16 protein-coding genes are annotated in these 15,167 nt (G+C 50.1%); 6 read left to right on the top strand and 10 right to left on the bottom strand.

Going from position 1 to position 15,167, the window contains the following annotated elements; translation table 11 throughout:
• Nucleotides 1–19 precede the first annotated feature (19 nt).
• Together BZG80_RS02635 and BZG80_RS02630 are read left to right on the top strand one after the other, a co-directional pair.
• Nucleotides 20–1,291 carry a YeaH/YhbH family protein gene (locus BZG80_RS02635; protein WP_077460368.1) on the top strand — a complete coding sequence of 424 codons (1,272 nt, stop codon included), beginning with the start codon at nt 20–22 and terminating at the stop codon, nt 1,289–1,291.
• Nucleotides 1,292–1,332: 41 nt separating this feature from the next.
• Nucleotides 1,333–2,880: a SpoVR family protein gene (locus tag BZG80_RS02630; RefSeq protein ID WP_077576297.1), complete on the top strand. Its 1,548-nt coding sequence runs from the start codon at nt 1,333–1,335 to the stop codon at nt 2,878–2,880.
• 135 nt (nt 2,881–3,015) lie between these two features.
• Here BZG80_RS02630 and fadR read toward each other — a convergent pair whose 3' ends face one another.
• Entirely contained in the window at nt 3,016–3,867 is an 852-nt protein-coding gene (gene fadR, locus BZG80_RS02625) for a fatty acid metabolism transcriptional regulator FadR (protein ID WP_077678673.1), read from the bottom strand.
• Between the two features lie 393 nt (nt 3,868–4,260).
• Between fadR and nhaB the strand changes: the two genes are divergently transcribed.
• Complete coding sequence (nhaB, locus tag BZG80_RS02620) at nt 4,261–5,853, top strand: Na(+)/H(+) antiporter NhaB (protein WP_077678672.1); 1,593 nt, start codon at nt 4,261–4,263, stop codon at nt 5,851–5,853.
• An 88-nt stretch (nt 5,854–5,941) separates the two neighbouring features.
• A complete protein-coding gene (gene dsbB, locus BZG80_RS02615) occupies nt 5,942–6,481 on the top strand; it encodes a disulfide bond formation protein DsbB (RefSeq protein ID WP_077460364.1) in 540 nt (179 codons plus the stop codon).
• Between the two features lie 72 nt (nt 6,482–6,553).
• Here dsbB and BZG80_RS02610 read toward each other — a convergent pair whose 3' ends face one another.
• The 8 genes from BZG80_RS02610 to BZG80_RS02575 form a co-directional block, all read right to left on the bottom strand.
• On the bottom strand, nt 6,554–6,991 hold the full coding sequence (locus BZG80_RS02610) for a (deoxy)nucleoside triphosphate pyrophosphohydrolase (RefSeq protein ID WP_077460363.1): 438 nt from the start codon (nt 6,989–6,991) through the stop codon (nt 6,554–6,556).
• Between the two features lie 4 nt (nt 6,992–6,995).
• Nucleotides 6,996–7,631 (bottom strand): YecA family protein, encoded by a 636-nt coding sequence (locus BZG80_RS02605; protein WP_077460362.1) that lies wholly within the window; start codon nt 7,629–7,631, stop codon nt 6,996–6,998.
• Nucleotides 7,632–7,639: 8 nt separating this feature from the next.
• Complete coding sequence (dusC, locus tag BZG80_RS02600) at nt 7,640–8,620, bottom strand: tRNA dihydrouridine(16) synthase DusC (RefSeq protein WP_021022274.1); 981 nt, start codon at nt 8,618–8,620, stop codon at nt 7,640–7,642.
• Nucleotides 8,621–8,739: 119 nt separating this feature from the next.
• Nucleotides 8,740–9,471, bottom strand: a complete 732-nt coding sequence (locus BZG80_RS02595; RefSeq protein ID WP_158011521.1) for a DsbA family protein — start codon at nt 9,469–9,471, stop codon at nt 8,740–8,742.
• A 29-nt stretch (nt 9,472–9,500) separates the two neighbouring features.
• Nucleotides 9,501–10,019 (bottom strand): protein disulfide oxidoreductase, encoded by a 519-nt coding sequence (locus tag BZG80_RS02590; protein WP_077678671.1) that lies wholly within the window; start codon nt 10,017–10,019, stop codon nt 9,501–9,503.
• The gene (locus BZG80_RS02585) at nt 10,016–12,139 is read right to left on the bottom strand and encodes a protein-disulfide reductase DsbD family protein (RefSeq protein ID WP_108744096.1); all 2,124 of its coding nucleotides are present in this window, start codon (nt 12,137–12,139) and stop codon (nt 10,016–10,018) included. Before BZG80_RS02585 ends, BZG80_RS02590 begins: the two co-directional genes overlap by 4 nt.
• Before the next feature lie 49 nt (nt 12,140–12,188).
• Nucleotides 12,189–12,548, bottom strand: a complete 360-nt coding sequence (locus BZG80_RS02580; protein ID WP_077460358.1) for a hypothetical protein — start codon at nt 12,546–12,548, stop codon at nt 12,189–12,191.
• A 101-nt stretch (nt 12,549–12,649) separates the two neighbouring features.
• A complete protein-coding gene (locus BZG80_RS02575; RefSeq protein ID WP_077678670.1) occupies nt 12,650–13,090 on the bottom strand; it encodes a YcgN family cysteine cluster protein in 441 nt (146 codons plus the stop codon).
• Between the two features lie 164 nt (nt 13,091–13,254).
• Here BZG80_RS02575 and BZG80_RS02570 point away from each other — a divergent pair, with 164 nt between their 5' ends.
• Nucleotides 13,255–13,521, top strand: a complete 267-nt coding sequence (locus BZG80_RS02570; protein WP_077678669.1) for a YkgJ family cysteine cluster protein — start codon at nt 13,255–13,257, stop codon at nt 13,519–13,521.
• Between the two features lie 97 nt (nt 13,522–13,618).
• Here the strand turns inward: BZG80_RS02570 and BZG80_RS02565 are convergent, their stop codons facing one another.
• Nucleotides 13,619–14,488: a Tim44 domain-containing protein gene (locus BZG80_RS02565; protein WP_077678668.1), complete on the bottom strand. Its 870-nt coding sequence runs from the start codon at nt 14,486–14,488 to the stop codon at nt 13,619–13,621.
• A gap of 187 nt (nt 14,489–14,675) precedes the next feature.
• Between BZG80_RS02565 and BZG80_RS02560 the strand changes: the two genes are divergently transcribed.
• Nucleotides 14,676–15,071, top strand: coding sequence for an NINE protein (locus tag BZG80_RS02560; protein WP_021022265.1), 396 nt, complete (start codon nt 14,676–14,678; stop codon nt 15,069–15,071).
• Nucleotides 15,072–15,167: the final 96 nt, after the last annotated feature.

Here is a 15,167-nt window from a genome sequence, read left to right as displayed (position 1 = left end):
CAGATGACGGGAGAAAGTTATGGCGCATTTTATTGATCGTCGTCTCAATGGCAAAAACAAAAGCACTGTCAACCGGCAGCGCTTTCTACGCCGCCACAAGCGGCAGATAAAAGAGTCCATTGCCGACGCCGTCAACAATCGCTCGATCACCGATATCGAAAGTGGTGAGGACATTTCGATTCCATCACGCGACATCCGTGAACCCACGTTTCACCAAGGCAAAGGGGGACAGCGGGAGGCTGTCCACCCGGGTAATGACCAATTTAGTCCTGGCGATCGTATCGCTCGCCCACCGGGTGGCGAAGGCGGCGGCGCCGGTGAAGGGCAAGCAAGTCCAGATGGTGAGGGACAAGACGAGTTTGTTTTCCAAATTTCGAAAGACGAATACTTGGACCTGTTGTTCGAAGATCTCGAACTACCGAATCTAAAAAAGAACCAGATGGCGAAAATGGTGGAGTACAAAACACACCGCTCTGGGTATACCTCAAACGGCGTGCCTTCCAATATCGCTATCGTCCGTTCTTTACAAAATTCGCTTGCGAGGCGAACGGCGATGTCAGCCGGAAAACGCCGCGAGCTCGCTGAGCTTGAACAAGCACTCGGACAGATTCAACGTGCTGAGCCTGCTCAACCGTTAGAAGAAAAACGCCTCGAAGAAGAGATCGCGGCACTCAAAAACAAACTTGCTGCCGTGCCGTTTATCGACACCTTCGATTTACGCTACAAAAACTACGAGAAGCGACCTCAGCCAAATAGTCGGGCGGTGATGTTTTGCTTAATGGATGTGTCTGGTTCGATGGACCAAGCCACCAAAGACATTGCTAAGCGTTTTTATATTCTGCTGTATCTGTTTCTCTCACGGACTTACAAAAATGTCGAGGTGGTATTTATTCGCCATCACACGCAGGCGAAAGAAGTCGACGAACATGAGTTCTTTTATTCGCAAGAAACCGGCGGCACCATTGTGTCTAGCGCCCTGCGACTGATGGATGACATCATCAAAGACAGGTACAACCCGACAGAATGGAATGTTTACGCCGCTCAAGCCTCAGATGGCGATAACTGGGCTGACGACTCACCGGGCTGTCGCGAGTTGTTGCAAAAAACGCTGTTACCGGTGAGCCGCTATTACGCCTATATTGAAATAACACGTCGTGCGCACCAAACACTGTGGCGTGAGTATCAGTCACTCGCCGAAAGCCATGACAATTTTGCTATGCAGAACATTCGCTCCGCGGAAGAGATTTTCCCCGTATTTCGCGAATTGTTTAAGCGTCAGGTCGAAGCCTGACGCCATACCGGCATAGACGCATTTTATCAGGGAGGCATGGTATGGCTGTCACCAAAGGTAAACACAAGACTCCACTCCACGATGGGCCGGATTGGACCTTTGACCTGCTTGAGCAGTATCACAAGGAAATTAAACGGGTTGCCGAACACTACAAGCTCGACACCTATCCCAATCAAATCGAAATCATCGCCGCCGAGCAGATGATGGATGCTTACTCCAGTGTGGGAATGCCCATCAACTATAACCACTGGTCATTCGGCAAAAAATTTATTGAAACCGAGCGCAACTATAAGCATGGGTACATGGGGTTGGCGTACGAGATTGTGATCAACTCGGACCCGTGTATTGCCTACCTTATGGAAGAAAACACCATCACCATGCAAGCGCTAGTCATGGCGCATGCCTGTTATGGTCATAACTCTTTCTTTAAAGGCAACTATCTGTTCCAAACCTGGACCGATGCCGGCTCGATCATTGATTACCTGCTGTTCGCCAAACACTACATTAGCGAGTGTGAAGAAAAGTACGGCCTCGCGGAAGTCGAAAACCTGATCGACTCCTGCCACGCGCTGATGAACTATGGCGTCGACAGGTATAAACGTCCGCAAAAGATCTCACTTGCCGAGGAAAAAGCACGCCAGAAAGCCCGAGAAGATTATCTGCAAACCCAAGTTAACGAACTGTGGCGGACCATCCCAGGCGGGAAAAAAGAGCAGGAGGCAGAAACGCGCCGTTTTCCATCAGAGCCACAAGAAAACCTGCTGTACTTTTTTGAGAAACATTCCCCACTCCTAGAGCCTTGGCAGCGTGAGATTGTGCGGATCGTCCGTAAAGTGAGCCAATATTTTTATCCGCAAAAACAAACGCAAGTGATGAACGAAGGTTGGGCGACCTTCTGGCATTACACCATTCTTAACCACCTTTATGATGAAGGCTTGGTCACGGATAGCTTTATTATGGAGTTTTTACATAGCCATACGAATGTGGTCGCGCAGCCGCCCTACAATAGTCAGTTTTATTCCGGCATTAATCCCTACGCGCTAGGGTTTGCCATGTTTCAGGACATTCGCCGCATGTGCGAAGAGCCAACCGATGAGGATAAATACTGGTTTCCTGACATTGCCGGCAAAGACTGGCTTGAGACGGTCCATTTTGCGATGGCAAACTTTAAAGATGAGAGCTTTATTAGTCAGTTCTTGTCCCCCAAGGTGATGCGGGATATGAAATTTTTTGCGGTCAATGACGACGATCGACAAAACTATATTGAAGTCACCAGCATTCATAATGAACAAGGGTATCGTCAGCTACGTGAAGACTTATCAGCACAATATAACCTGAGTAATCGCGAGCCAAACATTCAAGTCTTTGATGTCGATTTGCGCGGTAATCGTTCACTCACACTGAGGTATGTGCCGCATAACCGTATTCCGCTCGCTAACTCTCATGAAGAAGTGTTAAAGCATGTCCACCGACTCTGGGGGTTTGAAGTGGTTTTGGAAGAAGAAACCAGCGAAGGACGTGGAAAAATTCTTAGCAGTTGTCCCAAGCGTCCCCAGTTTGATCCTGATATGTTAATGGGTAGCCATTAGGAACAGCCCCCAGCCTAAGGGACATCCAGCGCCATTAAAAAAGCCGCCCTGATGCTTTCATCACGGCGGCTTTTGTTATGCACGCTCAGGTTTATGTGCCTTTACGCTCAGGTTTATGCGTCTTTACGCCAAGACCTATGCTTCTTCTTCAGCCATGTGAGAGGCAATGGTCTCGCGGTTACTAAACCATAAGCCCCCGCACTCACGTCCGTATTGTTTTACCCGGTCACCAATGGCTGGATGTTGGTTATTGGCCACCATTTCGCGTAGATCACTATAAAAGCTCAGCGCATTTTCACAGGCACGGCGGTCCATAAAGTAATAGCCCCCCACGCGTGAATAAATTTGGCGCATACCATTAATCGTCAACACATAGACTTTATTGCCAGAGAAGTGCGCCATGCCTTGGAACAAGCGATAATCGAAATGATTAAAAGCACGGCCCATACAAATACGCTCACACAGCTCAGGATCCTGCTTACCATATTTGTCCTGAATTTTTTTGACGTCTTTCAGAACTTCGCTTTTCTCATCAATCAGATCTAAGAACTGTTCAAAGCGCTCGCACTCAAGCACTTGTTGGCAGCGCTTAATAACCAAATCAATTAGGTCCAAGCAGTCTTGCGGGCGATTTTTAGCTGCATAACGCATATAGACACCGCTGATGTCTGTCCGCGCCGCAAGTAAATCCTCGAGAACCCCGTGCACGTCCTGCCCTTCCAGGGTCACCAGCGTATCAAGAATACTGAGCCCCGACGTTCGCATGTAATCATTGACCCGAGTAGGTYTGCCATGTTGAATGGTTAACCAACCATCGCGGGCGAGGCGCTGAAGCACCTCCCGTAACGTGGTGCGCGTCACGCCAATGAGTTCAGACAATTCACGCTCTGCGGGTAAAATAGAGCCCTTTGGGAAGTGATTGTTCCAAATACTTTCAATTATATATTTTTCAGCAAATGTTGCTGGGCTATCCGCCTTTATAACCATTGAATCTAAATTCCAATTTGCTTCTTGCTCTGATTAATAAGTCATCATACCACTAGTCATGAGTTGCAGAAACAGCTCTGTGATATCGCCACCAATCGCGTGACATCTGCTATCTTTTTGTACCAGATCAATGAAAATTTGGGCATAACTCGCAAAACTACGTCATACAAGATGTAACAAAATATGTCTAAGGCAAACTGGCGCACACTTACTGTCTGACAAGGCTATCCTTCGTTGCTCTGAACGGGTAACTCATACCGATAGTCGTACCGTCACTTTTAACTGTCACCCTCTCGCGTGCGAGCTTTATGGGCTCGCCACACTAAGCGATGTAGCACGTAACTCGCCCATCCGTGCGCGTTAAGAGACATAGATAACAATGAGACTATCATTATGGCTAAGACCATTACGCTCAGCACCGCGTTTTTAAAGAACTTTCTCGGCAAAGCCCCTGATTGGTACAAGCTGGCCATTGTTGGCTTTTTAATTATTAATCCGATCGTTTTCTCGATTAACCCTTTCATGGCCGGTTGGCTACTGGTGGTCGAGTTTATTTTTACTCTGGCCATGGCGTTAAAATGCTACCCACTTCAGCCTGGCGGGCTATTGGCGATTGAAGCGGTCGCGATAGGGATGACCAGCCCAGATCAAGTTAAGCACGAGCTGGTAGCCAACGTAGAAGTTCTGCTGCTGCTTGTTTTTATGGTCGCCGGCATTTACTTCATGAAGCAGTTGTTGCTTTTTATTTTCACCAAAATACTACTGGGCATTCGCTCTAAAATTGCCCTTTCATTAGCATTTTGCAGCGCGGCTGCAGCGCTTTCGGCCTTCCTTGATGCCTTAACCGTGATCGCGGTGGTGATCAGTGTCGCCGTCGGCTTTTACTCCATTTATCACCGCGTTGCCTCGGGGAAGGAGCTTGGTGCCGCCCATGACCACACCTCAGATGACAGCTTAAGTGATGAGCTTAGCCGCAACGATCTGGAGAATTATCGTGCCTTCTTGCGCAGTCTATTGATGCATGCCGGGGTGGGAACTGCACTCGGGGGCGTGATGACGATGGTCGGTGAGCCGCAAAACCTGATTATTGCCGATCAAGCTGGCTGGCATTTTGGTGAATTTATCCTTCGCATGGCACCGGTGACCCTGCCCGTTTTCTTTGCTGGTTTGTTAACCTGCATAATCGTTGAAAAGTTTGGCTGGTTTGGATACGGGGCAAAATTGCCGAATAACGTTCTAAACATATTGGTCGAGTACGATAAAGTACAACGCGCCAAACGCACGCCACAAGATGAGGCCAAACTCGTGGTTCAAGCATTAATCGCCGTATGGCTAATCGCCGCCCTTGCTCTTCACTTGGCCGCGGTCGGTTTAATTGGTCTCAGTATTATTATCTTAGCCACCTCCTTTACCGGGGTGATTGACGAACACCATATCGGCAAAGCGTTTGAAGAGGCACTTCCTTTCACTGCGCTATTGGCGGTCTTTTTCTCAATAGTCGCGGTGATTATTGACCAGCACTTGTTTGCACCGGTGATTGATCTGGTGCTGTCATTGGAAGGCCATTTGCAACTTACCATGTTTTATGTAGCAAACGGCTTGCTGTCCATGGTGTCTGATAATGTCTTTGTGGGGACCGTCTACATCAATGAGGTGAAAACAGCGCTCCTCAATGGGGTCATTGATCGCGAGCAGTTTGATATGTTGGCGGTCGCTATCAATACAGGGACTAACTTGCCGTCCGTTGCGACCCCTAATGGTCAAGCTGCGTTTTTGTTCTTGCTTACTTCGACGCTGGCTCCCTTGCTACGCCTGTCATACGGGCGCATGGTGTATATGGCACTGCCCTATACCATTGTGATGGGCTTATTGGGCGTGATGGGTATCGAGTTCTTTTTGGTGCCAGCAACCGAGTGGATGCTACACCAAGGCTGGATATCTGAAACCATCCATATGACCCAACAAGCGATACCCAGTGCGCACTAACGCATTTCTATCATTGACCTTCGTCTCAACAAACGATTGAATAGCAAGGCTCTCAGTGTAGAGCCTTGTTTTTTATCAGGAGTGAGTTATGTGGCGCGCCTTAAATCAATTTTCTCGCAGCCGAGCGTCCTGGCTGTTGTTGCTTCTCTGTGTGGTTGGCCTCGAAGCAACCGCGCTGTATTTCCAACATGGCCAAGGACTTGCGCCCTGTGTGATGTGTATTTATGAACGTGTCGCCTTATTTGGTGTGGGCACGGCAGCGTTACTCGGACTGATTGCTCCCGAGGAGCCCTTTTGGCGCACCCTAGGGTTGCTGGCCTATGGCATCACCGCCGCTTGGGGGCTAAAGCTTTCATTAGAGCATGTCAGTTATCAATTCCCCGATCCTAACCAACTCTTTGGCCCCACCTGTGATGTGGCGGTAAACTTCCCTTCTTGGGCCCCTTTAAATCAGTGGCTGCCTCAGGTGTTTGAAGCGTCTGGCGATTGCAGTAAAGTGGTCTGGCAATGGTTAGGTTGGTCCATGCCACAATGGCTGGTGGGCATCTTCTCAGCCATGCTCGTGATCTGGGGGCTGGTGGTTATCGCCCAGTTTATCGGTCGCCCACCGCGTCGGATTTTTTCTTAATAACACGCGGCTATACGCTAAGCACTAGGCACTAGGCACCAAGATAACCGGATAAAAAAAGAAAACGCCGATTTACTCGGCGCTTTGCATGAGTTGATGGTCGCTTACTGAATGACACAACTGACGTATTAACGGCCGATCTGCGGCGCTAAATACCCCGGGGTCAAGCCGCTGGGGGTCGCTCCAGTACACGGCCTGATGCTGTTTCAACGTTAATGGCGTATCCAGGATCTCGCACCAATAGCTGCACAGTAAAATCACCTTGTCACCATAATCGTATTCGGTTTCGACGATGGCTGCGCCGACGTTGATTTCAACGCCGAACTCTTCAAGCCATTCACGCTTAAGTGCCTGCTGGTCGGTCTCGCCTTGCTCGACTTTGCCGCCAGGAAATTCCCACCAGCTGATAAAATGCGAATCTGGCTGTCGTTGCGCCACTAAAACGTGGTGACTGTGCGTGGCCACACCGGCCACTACGCGAATTGCAGTCGTCTGCGCTGCTGATATCATCCGATTAACGCCCGCAGCATTTTTTGAACTTAGCGCCACTACCGCACGGGCAGGCATCATTACGACCAACCGATTTGAACGGATTCACCTGATGCGCACCGTGCGTTCCTTGTTGTGCTTCATCGGCCGCTTTCGCGACTTCTTGGATCATAAGATCTAATTGCTCTACATATTGGCCAGGCTCAACATCAATCCCTACCTCTTTCATTTGCGCTAAGGTGCCGGCCTCGTCATGCAGTAGCAGCATAGTGGTCACTAATGCGGAAAGCATACGGCGGCTACCATCATTGAGTGTGACATCATGCCAATGCGGCTCAATATGGGGCCATACGGCAAGAAACCCTTCCGAAAAGGCTTGTGCGAGCTCGCCGCGCATCGCAATCATTAACGCGTCAGGCAAGGTGTAATCATTACGCATCAACGCATGATATTGCTGCTCCAGGTGCGCGAGTATGGCCTGCTTGTCCTTGTCATTAAGCGCCACGACTTCATCGTCTTCAACCCCGGCGGTCAATAACACCGACAACCAAGTATCTGGGTCCATCGGCACAGGACAAATGTTGGCAGCCAGCAGCGCCCCTTCAACAAAACTGGCCGGCATGCCGTCCCAGTCATCAGAGAGTGTCATAAGTGTTGACATAAGGTTTCCTATTTTATGAATTCTGTTTGCGCACGCGCGTTATCGAGCGCTCTGGCTATCTCATCAGCGCGATTAAGGACGCGAATAACCTTAAAGCACGCGTCAGCCTGCGGATAATACTGACGCAAATACTTAAACCATTGCTTAATGCGGTTAGGGAAATACACCGCCTTGTCTCCTTGGCGCTCCTGTGCGCTATAGCGCACTAACAAGGCCAACACCGCAGGCCAATCCATGGGCTCAACATTGTCACGAATATGTTGACCCAAGTTGGGCATATTTAGCGCGCCACGGCAGACCATTAATGTGTCACAGCCTGTAAGTGCTTGGCACTTAAGCGCGTCATCCCGTCCCCAAATATCACCGTTTGCCGTTACAGGGATCGCAAACTGTTGGTTAATCTCCGCAATTAAATCCCAACGAATCGTCCCTGCCTTGTAACCGTCGCGCTTGGTACGGCCATGGACCACCAGCTCGTCGGCTCCCGCATCATTAACCGCTTGGGCAATGTCTAAATAGTCATCCAGATCATTGAATCCTAAACGCACTTTTGCACTCACCGTATGTTCAGGCGCGACGCTTTCACGCACCGCTTTCACCACCTCGTAGATATGCTCAGGCGTCTTTAATAACGCTGCGCCGCCGCGGTTGCCATTCACCGTTTTAGAGGGGCAACCAAAGTTAATGTCGATCCCTTGCGACCCTAACTGAATCGCGTGCTGCGCGTTACTGGCCATCGCATCAACATCTTGCCCCAGTAGTTGGACCCGAACCGGCGTCCCCGCATCGGTAAAGCCACCTTGATGTAACTCAGGGCAGAAGCGATAAAAGACTTTTTCCGGTAAACGCTGATCCACCACACGCACAAACTCAGTCACGCAGAGATCATAGTGATTAATCTCAGTCAGTAGCTTGCGCATTAAGGGATCAAGTACGCCTTCCATGGGGCCTAATACAATGCGTGGTGATTGATAATTCGTTTGACTCATGCCGTACCTTTACCGTTAAGGCGCGCTATTTTGCCAGCTTTTCCTCCAAATCGCAGCACACAAAAAAAGCCAGTCATCTTTTGACTGGCTTTCAAATAGTTAGCGAGTATCACTCACGCTTAGCCTTCTTGTTTGGCCGCCTTAACCATGGCTTCTAGCTGTGGATAGGGTAGATAGCCAGGTGCAACTTGATCGCCAATAATCATCGCTGGTGTACCACGCAACCCAAGCTCCATGAAGGCGCGGTAGTTGTCAGCTACCGCTTCTCCGGTTCGCTCTTTGCCCGCAAGCAGTGATTCGGTATCGGTTTTTTGCGCAATTTTCTCTAAAGAACGAGCATCATGCATACCGCGCTTTTTCATCAATAATTCATGAACCTGCGCAAAGGCCTCAGGTTTTTCCAGCCACACATTCATCGCATACACGGCAGAGTTGGTATCAAGCGATTCGATATTCTGCTGTTTTAGCGGCACGGCAATATTAATCACCTTCACATCGTCGTGGGCGGCAACCAGTTTCTGTAGCTCGTCTTCAAGCTTTTTACAGTATGGACAGTTGTAGTCCATAAAATTCACCACGGTGACTTCAGGCTTCTCTGCGCCAATCCAGCTGTGGGTGTCCGATTCAAACCAGTCTCGGCGCGCGGCGAGGTTTTGTTTTAATGTCTTTTGCTGCTCAACATATTTTTGCAAGCTTTGGTTAAGATTCGCAATCAGCGCAGGATTCGCTTCGAGCAAATCGACGATTTCATCCAGCTGTGTTTGCTCCGTATCAGATAGCGTATTAGCACTCACCGGAAAAGCCAGCATAAGAAGCACCAGCCAAGGTGCAAAAAAACGAGATAGGGACATTCGGTTTCCTTTTTTAACGTTTGTCGTCATCACAACATTCTTAACCATAGGCCAACCGGTGAGGTAAAGCCTGTTGTTATCGCGGTGATTTTTCCTTGCTCAACCACCATTACCGTCGGCGTCACTTTCACTGACAATCGACGTGAGAGTTGTCCATCTGGATCATTGACGACCGAAAAATCGTAACCATGATGAGCAAGGTATCCATTTACTTTTTTCGCTGAGCCCGAGCGTAACGCGATCGAGACCACCTGCGCATGATCACTCAACCAATCTACCGAGGGAGTCACAAAACGGCACACACCGCACCAACTCGCCCATACATAGATAAGCACGGGTTCGTGCTGCGACATGGCGAGCAAATCCTGTTGGCGGCCATCCAGCAAGCGGACCGTGTCCACAGGAAACTGACTGGTGTCGATATCACGGCTTCGCCACCAATCGACGGCAGTGCCAGATATCAGCACAAACACGATGAGCCAGCACACGTCACGCGCACCACGTTTGACCCGCTCACGCCACGACCGTTTCATTTTACTGCTCGTCATGGTGTTTTTGCCTGCTCAAGCGCGCTCATGACGGCCTTATCGGTCAAAATTACCGGCAGTGCAATGCCGTTTGGTGCACCTGGACCATAAACAATATTAAACGGCACACCATAGCGCTGGTGCTTTTGTAAATATTGCGTCACACGTTCACTGGGTCGGGTCCAGTCACCTTGCATTGCTACCACATTAGACGCGGTAATGGCATCATAAACGGGCGATTGCAATATCACACCCACTTTGTTGGCATGACAGGTAATACACCAATCCGCGGTGACATCGACAAACACCAGCTTGCCCTGGTCCACCGCTTGAGCGATCACAGCTTCGTCCAGCGCCACCCAATCCGGATCCGAGTTCATCGGCGTTGCCCAACGCTCTGCCGTCAAGGAGGCGCCAACAATCGCTAATACCATAACGGCCAATAGTCCAGCTGCGCCTTTAATCGCGGCAAGCTTACCAAGGGTACGATATGTCAGCCACACACTGGTAGCAAGCAACAGTGCCCCCACTGCGATAGCGCCAACAACGCCCAGATAAGGCATCCACAGCCAGAATAGCCACACCGTGGTAGCAACCAGCAAGAGCGCAAATACCCGTTTCACGTGATTCATCCACGGCCCTGGTTTGGGCAATGCGCGCGTCAGCCCCGGGAAAGCGGCAACCAGCAGCCACGGCAGCGCCATGCCAACGGCGAGTGCGGTAAAGATAAGCCACAACGTCGTCAACGACCCACCCAGCGCATATGCCACCGCAGTGCCTAAAAAAGGTGCCGAGCATGGCGTGGCCAGTAAGGTGGCAAATACCCCTTGGACAAAGTGACCGCTTGTTGTGTGGCCACCGCGTGTCGCAAGCCAAGTTTGCCAGCTTGATGGCAAATCAATACGCAGCACATCAAACAAGCTCAGCGCGAATAGCCAAATGACCAGCGTCATGACGCCGATAAAGATTGGACTTTGAAACTGGACGCCCCAACCCACGGCTTGCCCCGTTAGCTTTAATGTCATCAGCAGCCCAGCTATCGCCCAAAACGACACCAGAATACCGGCAGCAGAGGCCAGGAACTGGCTACGAACCGCCCGACGGGTGGCATTCGGGTTGGCGACAATGCTGTTAAGTTTGAGTCCAAGTACAGGGAGCACACAGGGCATCACGTTCAAAATCAGCCCCCCTAAGAGGGCAATGCCACCAATCACCCAAACAGATAATCCGGCTTGCGACGCGACACTTCCGGCACGCACTGTGGTGCTATGCTCAGCCAGAAGCTGCTCATCAATAACAGTGACTTGAATCGGTTTACCGGTCAGCTTGGGGGTTTCTATCCAATTGGTGACATCAAAGGTCGCGGTCAGGGTGTCGCCATCACGGTGGAGACTGGGTACACCAAAGGTGTCATCAATAACCGCCTCGCCATCCACCAGCATATCTGGCTGTTGCCAAGCTTGGTTACCGGTGACAGTGACGGCGAGCTGCTGCTTGTTAGCATCCCAGACCGCAGACTCAACCTGCACACTGGGTAGCGGCTTAGGCACCTGACTCATCGCTTGGTTGAACTGATACATCCGCTCACCATCAGCCTTTAGTGCGCTGGGCGTCACGTCGAGCGAGATGGGGTAGTCAGTGATCACGCACACACTGGTGCACGAGGACAAGCGCAAGGTGGCATCGAGCGACACCGGCTGTTGCCATGTATCAACCTTGAAGGTCAGTGGGAAAGTCACTTGCCCTTTGTAGCCCAACATGGTCAAGCCAAGTAACTCATGGCGCTCAGGTGCCGGCCAATGCCAGATAATATCATCCAAGTTTTGGCTATCGTTAATGATAAGCTCTGGGGCGACCCCGCCCTCGCCTGGCGAGCGCCAATAGGTTTTCCAATCGCCTTGTAAACGGACGGAAAGCAAGCCATCGAGGTGGTGAGTCTCTGGATTACCTTGACCAGTGAGCGCTAAACGCGCCTCAACGGGGGGGTGATCAGGGTTAGACAGCCAACCTGTATCGGGCGTATTTGCCAGTACAGAAGGGCTGAGTAACAGTAAACATAAAGACAAAAGCGGTAGTAAGACCAAAGCTTGCCATACGCTACTTGGTGTTACGCTGCGCCAATAGTGATTGATTCGAGTCATAAATCTGTTCCTTGTTGAAAATAAATACGCCATGGAAAGAAAAGGCGCTTTATTCTCGGAACACACAAAAGCAAAGATGCCGCCGTCGATACGTGGGTGGGTCATGCGTGGGTAATACCACCGCGAGGCTGACGGTTGCCATAACGGCAAGCAACACAATCAACCACCAAAGTGGAGAAGGCAGCCAATCTAGGGTCAGAACAGAAGGATGCATCAATTGCTCAGACAGCGAACATTTCTTGCCCACTGTATTGACCTCATCACCATGCTCTCCCAAGTTGCCAACTTGGCAGGCAGCTTGCGCCCCTGATTGCAGGCTAAGCTGATTTTGCAAGGCACACACTGCCAGAACCCATAACGCTATCGCGAGGGCCCAGCCAGCTTTAGAACGACGCGTGTACCTTTGCATTCCACCTCCTGTCGAGTTGGCACTCATTATGCCCCACGCTCGAAAATAAACAATGGGTTAGCCTTGATGCCAGGCAAACGGGAGGCTAACGGTTCGCATCCCTATCTTGGCCGCGTGGTGAGCTGAATATGATCTTCCCAGTCAATCACATCAATTTCATACACCACGCTGTCTTTGACCGAAATCCCCGCTTTGTGCATTGCCGCTTTTGATCCGGTGATCAGCGGGTGCCAATCAGGTAGCGGTTTATCTTCTGCCAACAAACGATAGGCACAAGTTTCTGGCAGCCAGTAAAACTCGTCGATTTTGTCGCGGGTAAGCTTCAAACAGGACTCTTCATACGAGAAACGATTAGGATAGTCTTTGCATGAGCAGGTTTTATCATCCAACAAACTGCAAGCAACGTTGGTATAGTAGAGTTCATCAGTTTCTTCATCGATCAACTTATGCAAACAACAACGGCCACAACCGTCGCATAACGACTCCCACTCCTCATCGCTCATTTGCGTTAAGGTTTTTTGTTGCCAAAAGGGCGTGCTCATGATGCTGGCTCTCTTTTTATAATAAAACCGCGCGGAGCGGCAAGACATTGCGCCGCTGTTATAACCATCATAGCGATAAAGTGCAAGCAGGCATTAGGATGGGTTGGAGAGTGTGCAGCCGAATGATAAAGTGCCCGCCCCTGCACATTGAGGAAGCCGACAATATGCCCACTGCATCGACATTTTCGTGCCGTCTAGGCTGTGGTGCCTGCTGCATCGCGCCTAGTATTTCATCTCCTATTCCGGGTATGCCTTACGGTAAACCTGCAGGCACTCGCTGTGTGCTGCTCGATGACAACAATTTATGCCAGCTTTTCGGTACGCCCGACCGTCCAGGCGTTTGCGCCGCATTTGACGCCGAACCAGATGTCTGTGGCGATCATTACCAACAAGCGCTCGACAACTTGATATATCTGGAAGCGGCGACATAAAAAAGCGCTAGCTCACTACAAGCTAGCGCTTTTATCATATTGGCTTGTTTTTACCGCAGTACTAGCCTTTCTGTATTATTGGCGCTTTTCTGCAGAATTAGCTTTGGATACCCACAATCAGCCAAGGCGCATTGGCTTGGGACAAGTCACGCTCAAGATGCCAGATATCAGTAATATCTTCTTCGACACCCTCCACACGGTCACAATAACGGCCGGTGAATTTTAAGCTTAACTGTGCGCGACGGCTGTCGTGATCAGCACGGACAATCTCTGCATCGACGTACATCACTTCGGTATGTTGCTCAGTACCTAAACGCGCGCGTTCTGCCGCTAAGTCGTTGTATAGCTCAGGCGTGACGTATTCTTGGATCTTTTCTAATTCATTGTGGTTCCATGCACCTTGCAAAATACGATAGTGCTCACGCGCACCACTTAAAAAACTTTGCATATCGAACTGTGGCGGAAAGTTAAACGGCACATCATTTTGCGTGTCGGCACCAAAACCACCTGTCGCAGCCCCGCTTGAGCCATCAGCCGCATGGTTTCGAAAGGCATTAGGTTGCTGATGATAATAACCTTTACTCTCACCCGCATAGGCTGGCCCTTGTGCTTGGGCACCCGCTTTCGCTTGCGTCAATCCGCGTAAAAACTTCAGTGCAAAGTAGGCAATCAGACCCATGATCAGGATGTCCATAAACTGGATCCCCTCAAAGGCGCCGCCAAAGAAGGCCGCGAGCAGGCCACCAGCAAGCAAGCCACCCAGCAGACCACCTGCGAGCCCTTTTTTGCCGCTTTTGGTGGTATTTTGCTTGAGCGTGTTAGTGTTTGTGGTGTTATTTTTTGGCGCTGGCGCCGTTTTGAAGCTTTTACCGAAGGACTTGCCGCCGCCAAAGCGCTTCGCTTCTGCATAAGGCGCTGTGACAACAAAGACAAACATCAAAGCTGCAACAGAGAATAATTTTTTCATGATCGCATCATCTGTGGTTTAAGACGCTTCTCATGCTAGAGTCTTTATCGATGAAGTCAATTAAAGGGGTAAAGAAATTGTTACCAAACATCACCTCTTCGCCGTTGTTTTTGCGCGTTAAGGAACCATTTGACGCCACTGCACTCCAAGCCATTATCTAACTTAAAGACACATACAGGCCCGAACCATGAATGATACACACAGCAAAGTCGTCGGTTACCTACTCTGGATCTTTGGTTTTCTTGGCTCACACCGCTTTTATTACGGTAAACCGGTGACCGGCACTATTTGGTTTTTTACTCTAGGGCTGTTTTTAATTGGTTGGATTGTCGATTTGTTCTTAATTCCGGCCATGGATAAAGAAGCCGACCTTCGTTTTCGTAGCGGTTCGACTGACTTTACCATTGCTTGGCTTTTGCTGACTTTTCTAGGGGTCTTAGGCATTCACCGTATGTATATGGGAAAGTGGATCACGGGGATTATCTACTTGTTTACGGGGGGCTTTTTCTTAGTCGGTATTCTCTACGACTTTTGGACCTTGAACGAGCAAGTCTCGATTAAAAACATGCAAACCTTTTCGTAATCATCGCTAATCCCCCGCTAACGTTATGACGGCGCAATCTTTAATGGGTTGCGCCCTCGCCTCGCATTGCTAGTATAACGCGCTGACCGCCTTGCT

Source organism: Salinivibrio sp. MA440 (assembly GCF_001996265.1).
In the GTDB taxonomy this organism is placed as follows: domain Bacteria; phylum Pseudomonadota; class Gammaproteobacteria; order Enterobacterales; family Vibrionaceae; genus Salinivibrio; species Salinivibrio costicola.
Note: the sequence above shows the minus strand (reverse complement) of the source record. Positions and strands in the feature narration are given on the sequence as shown.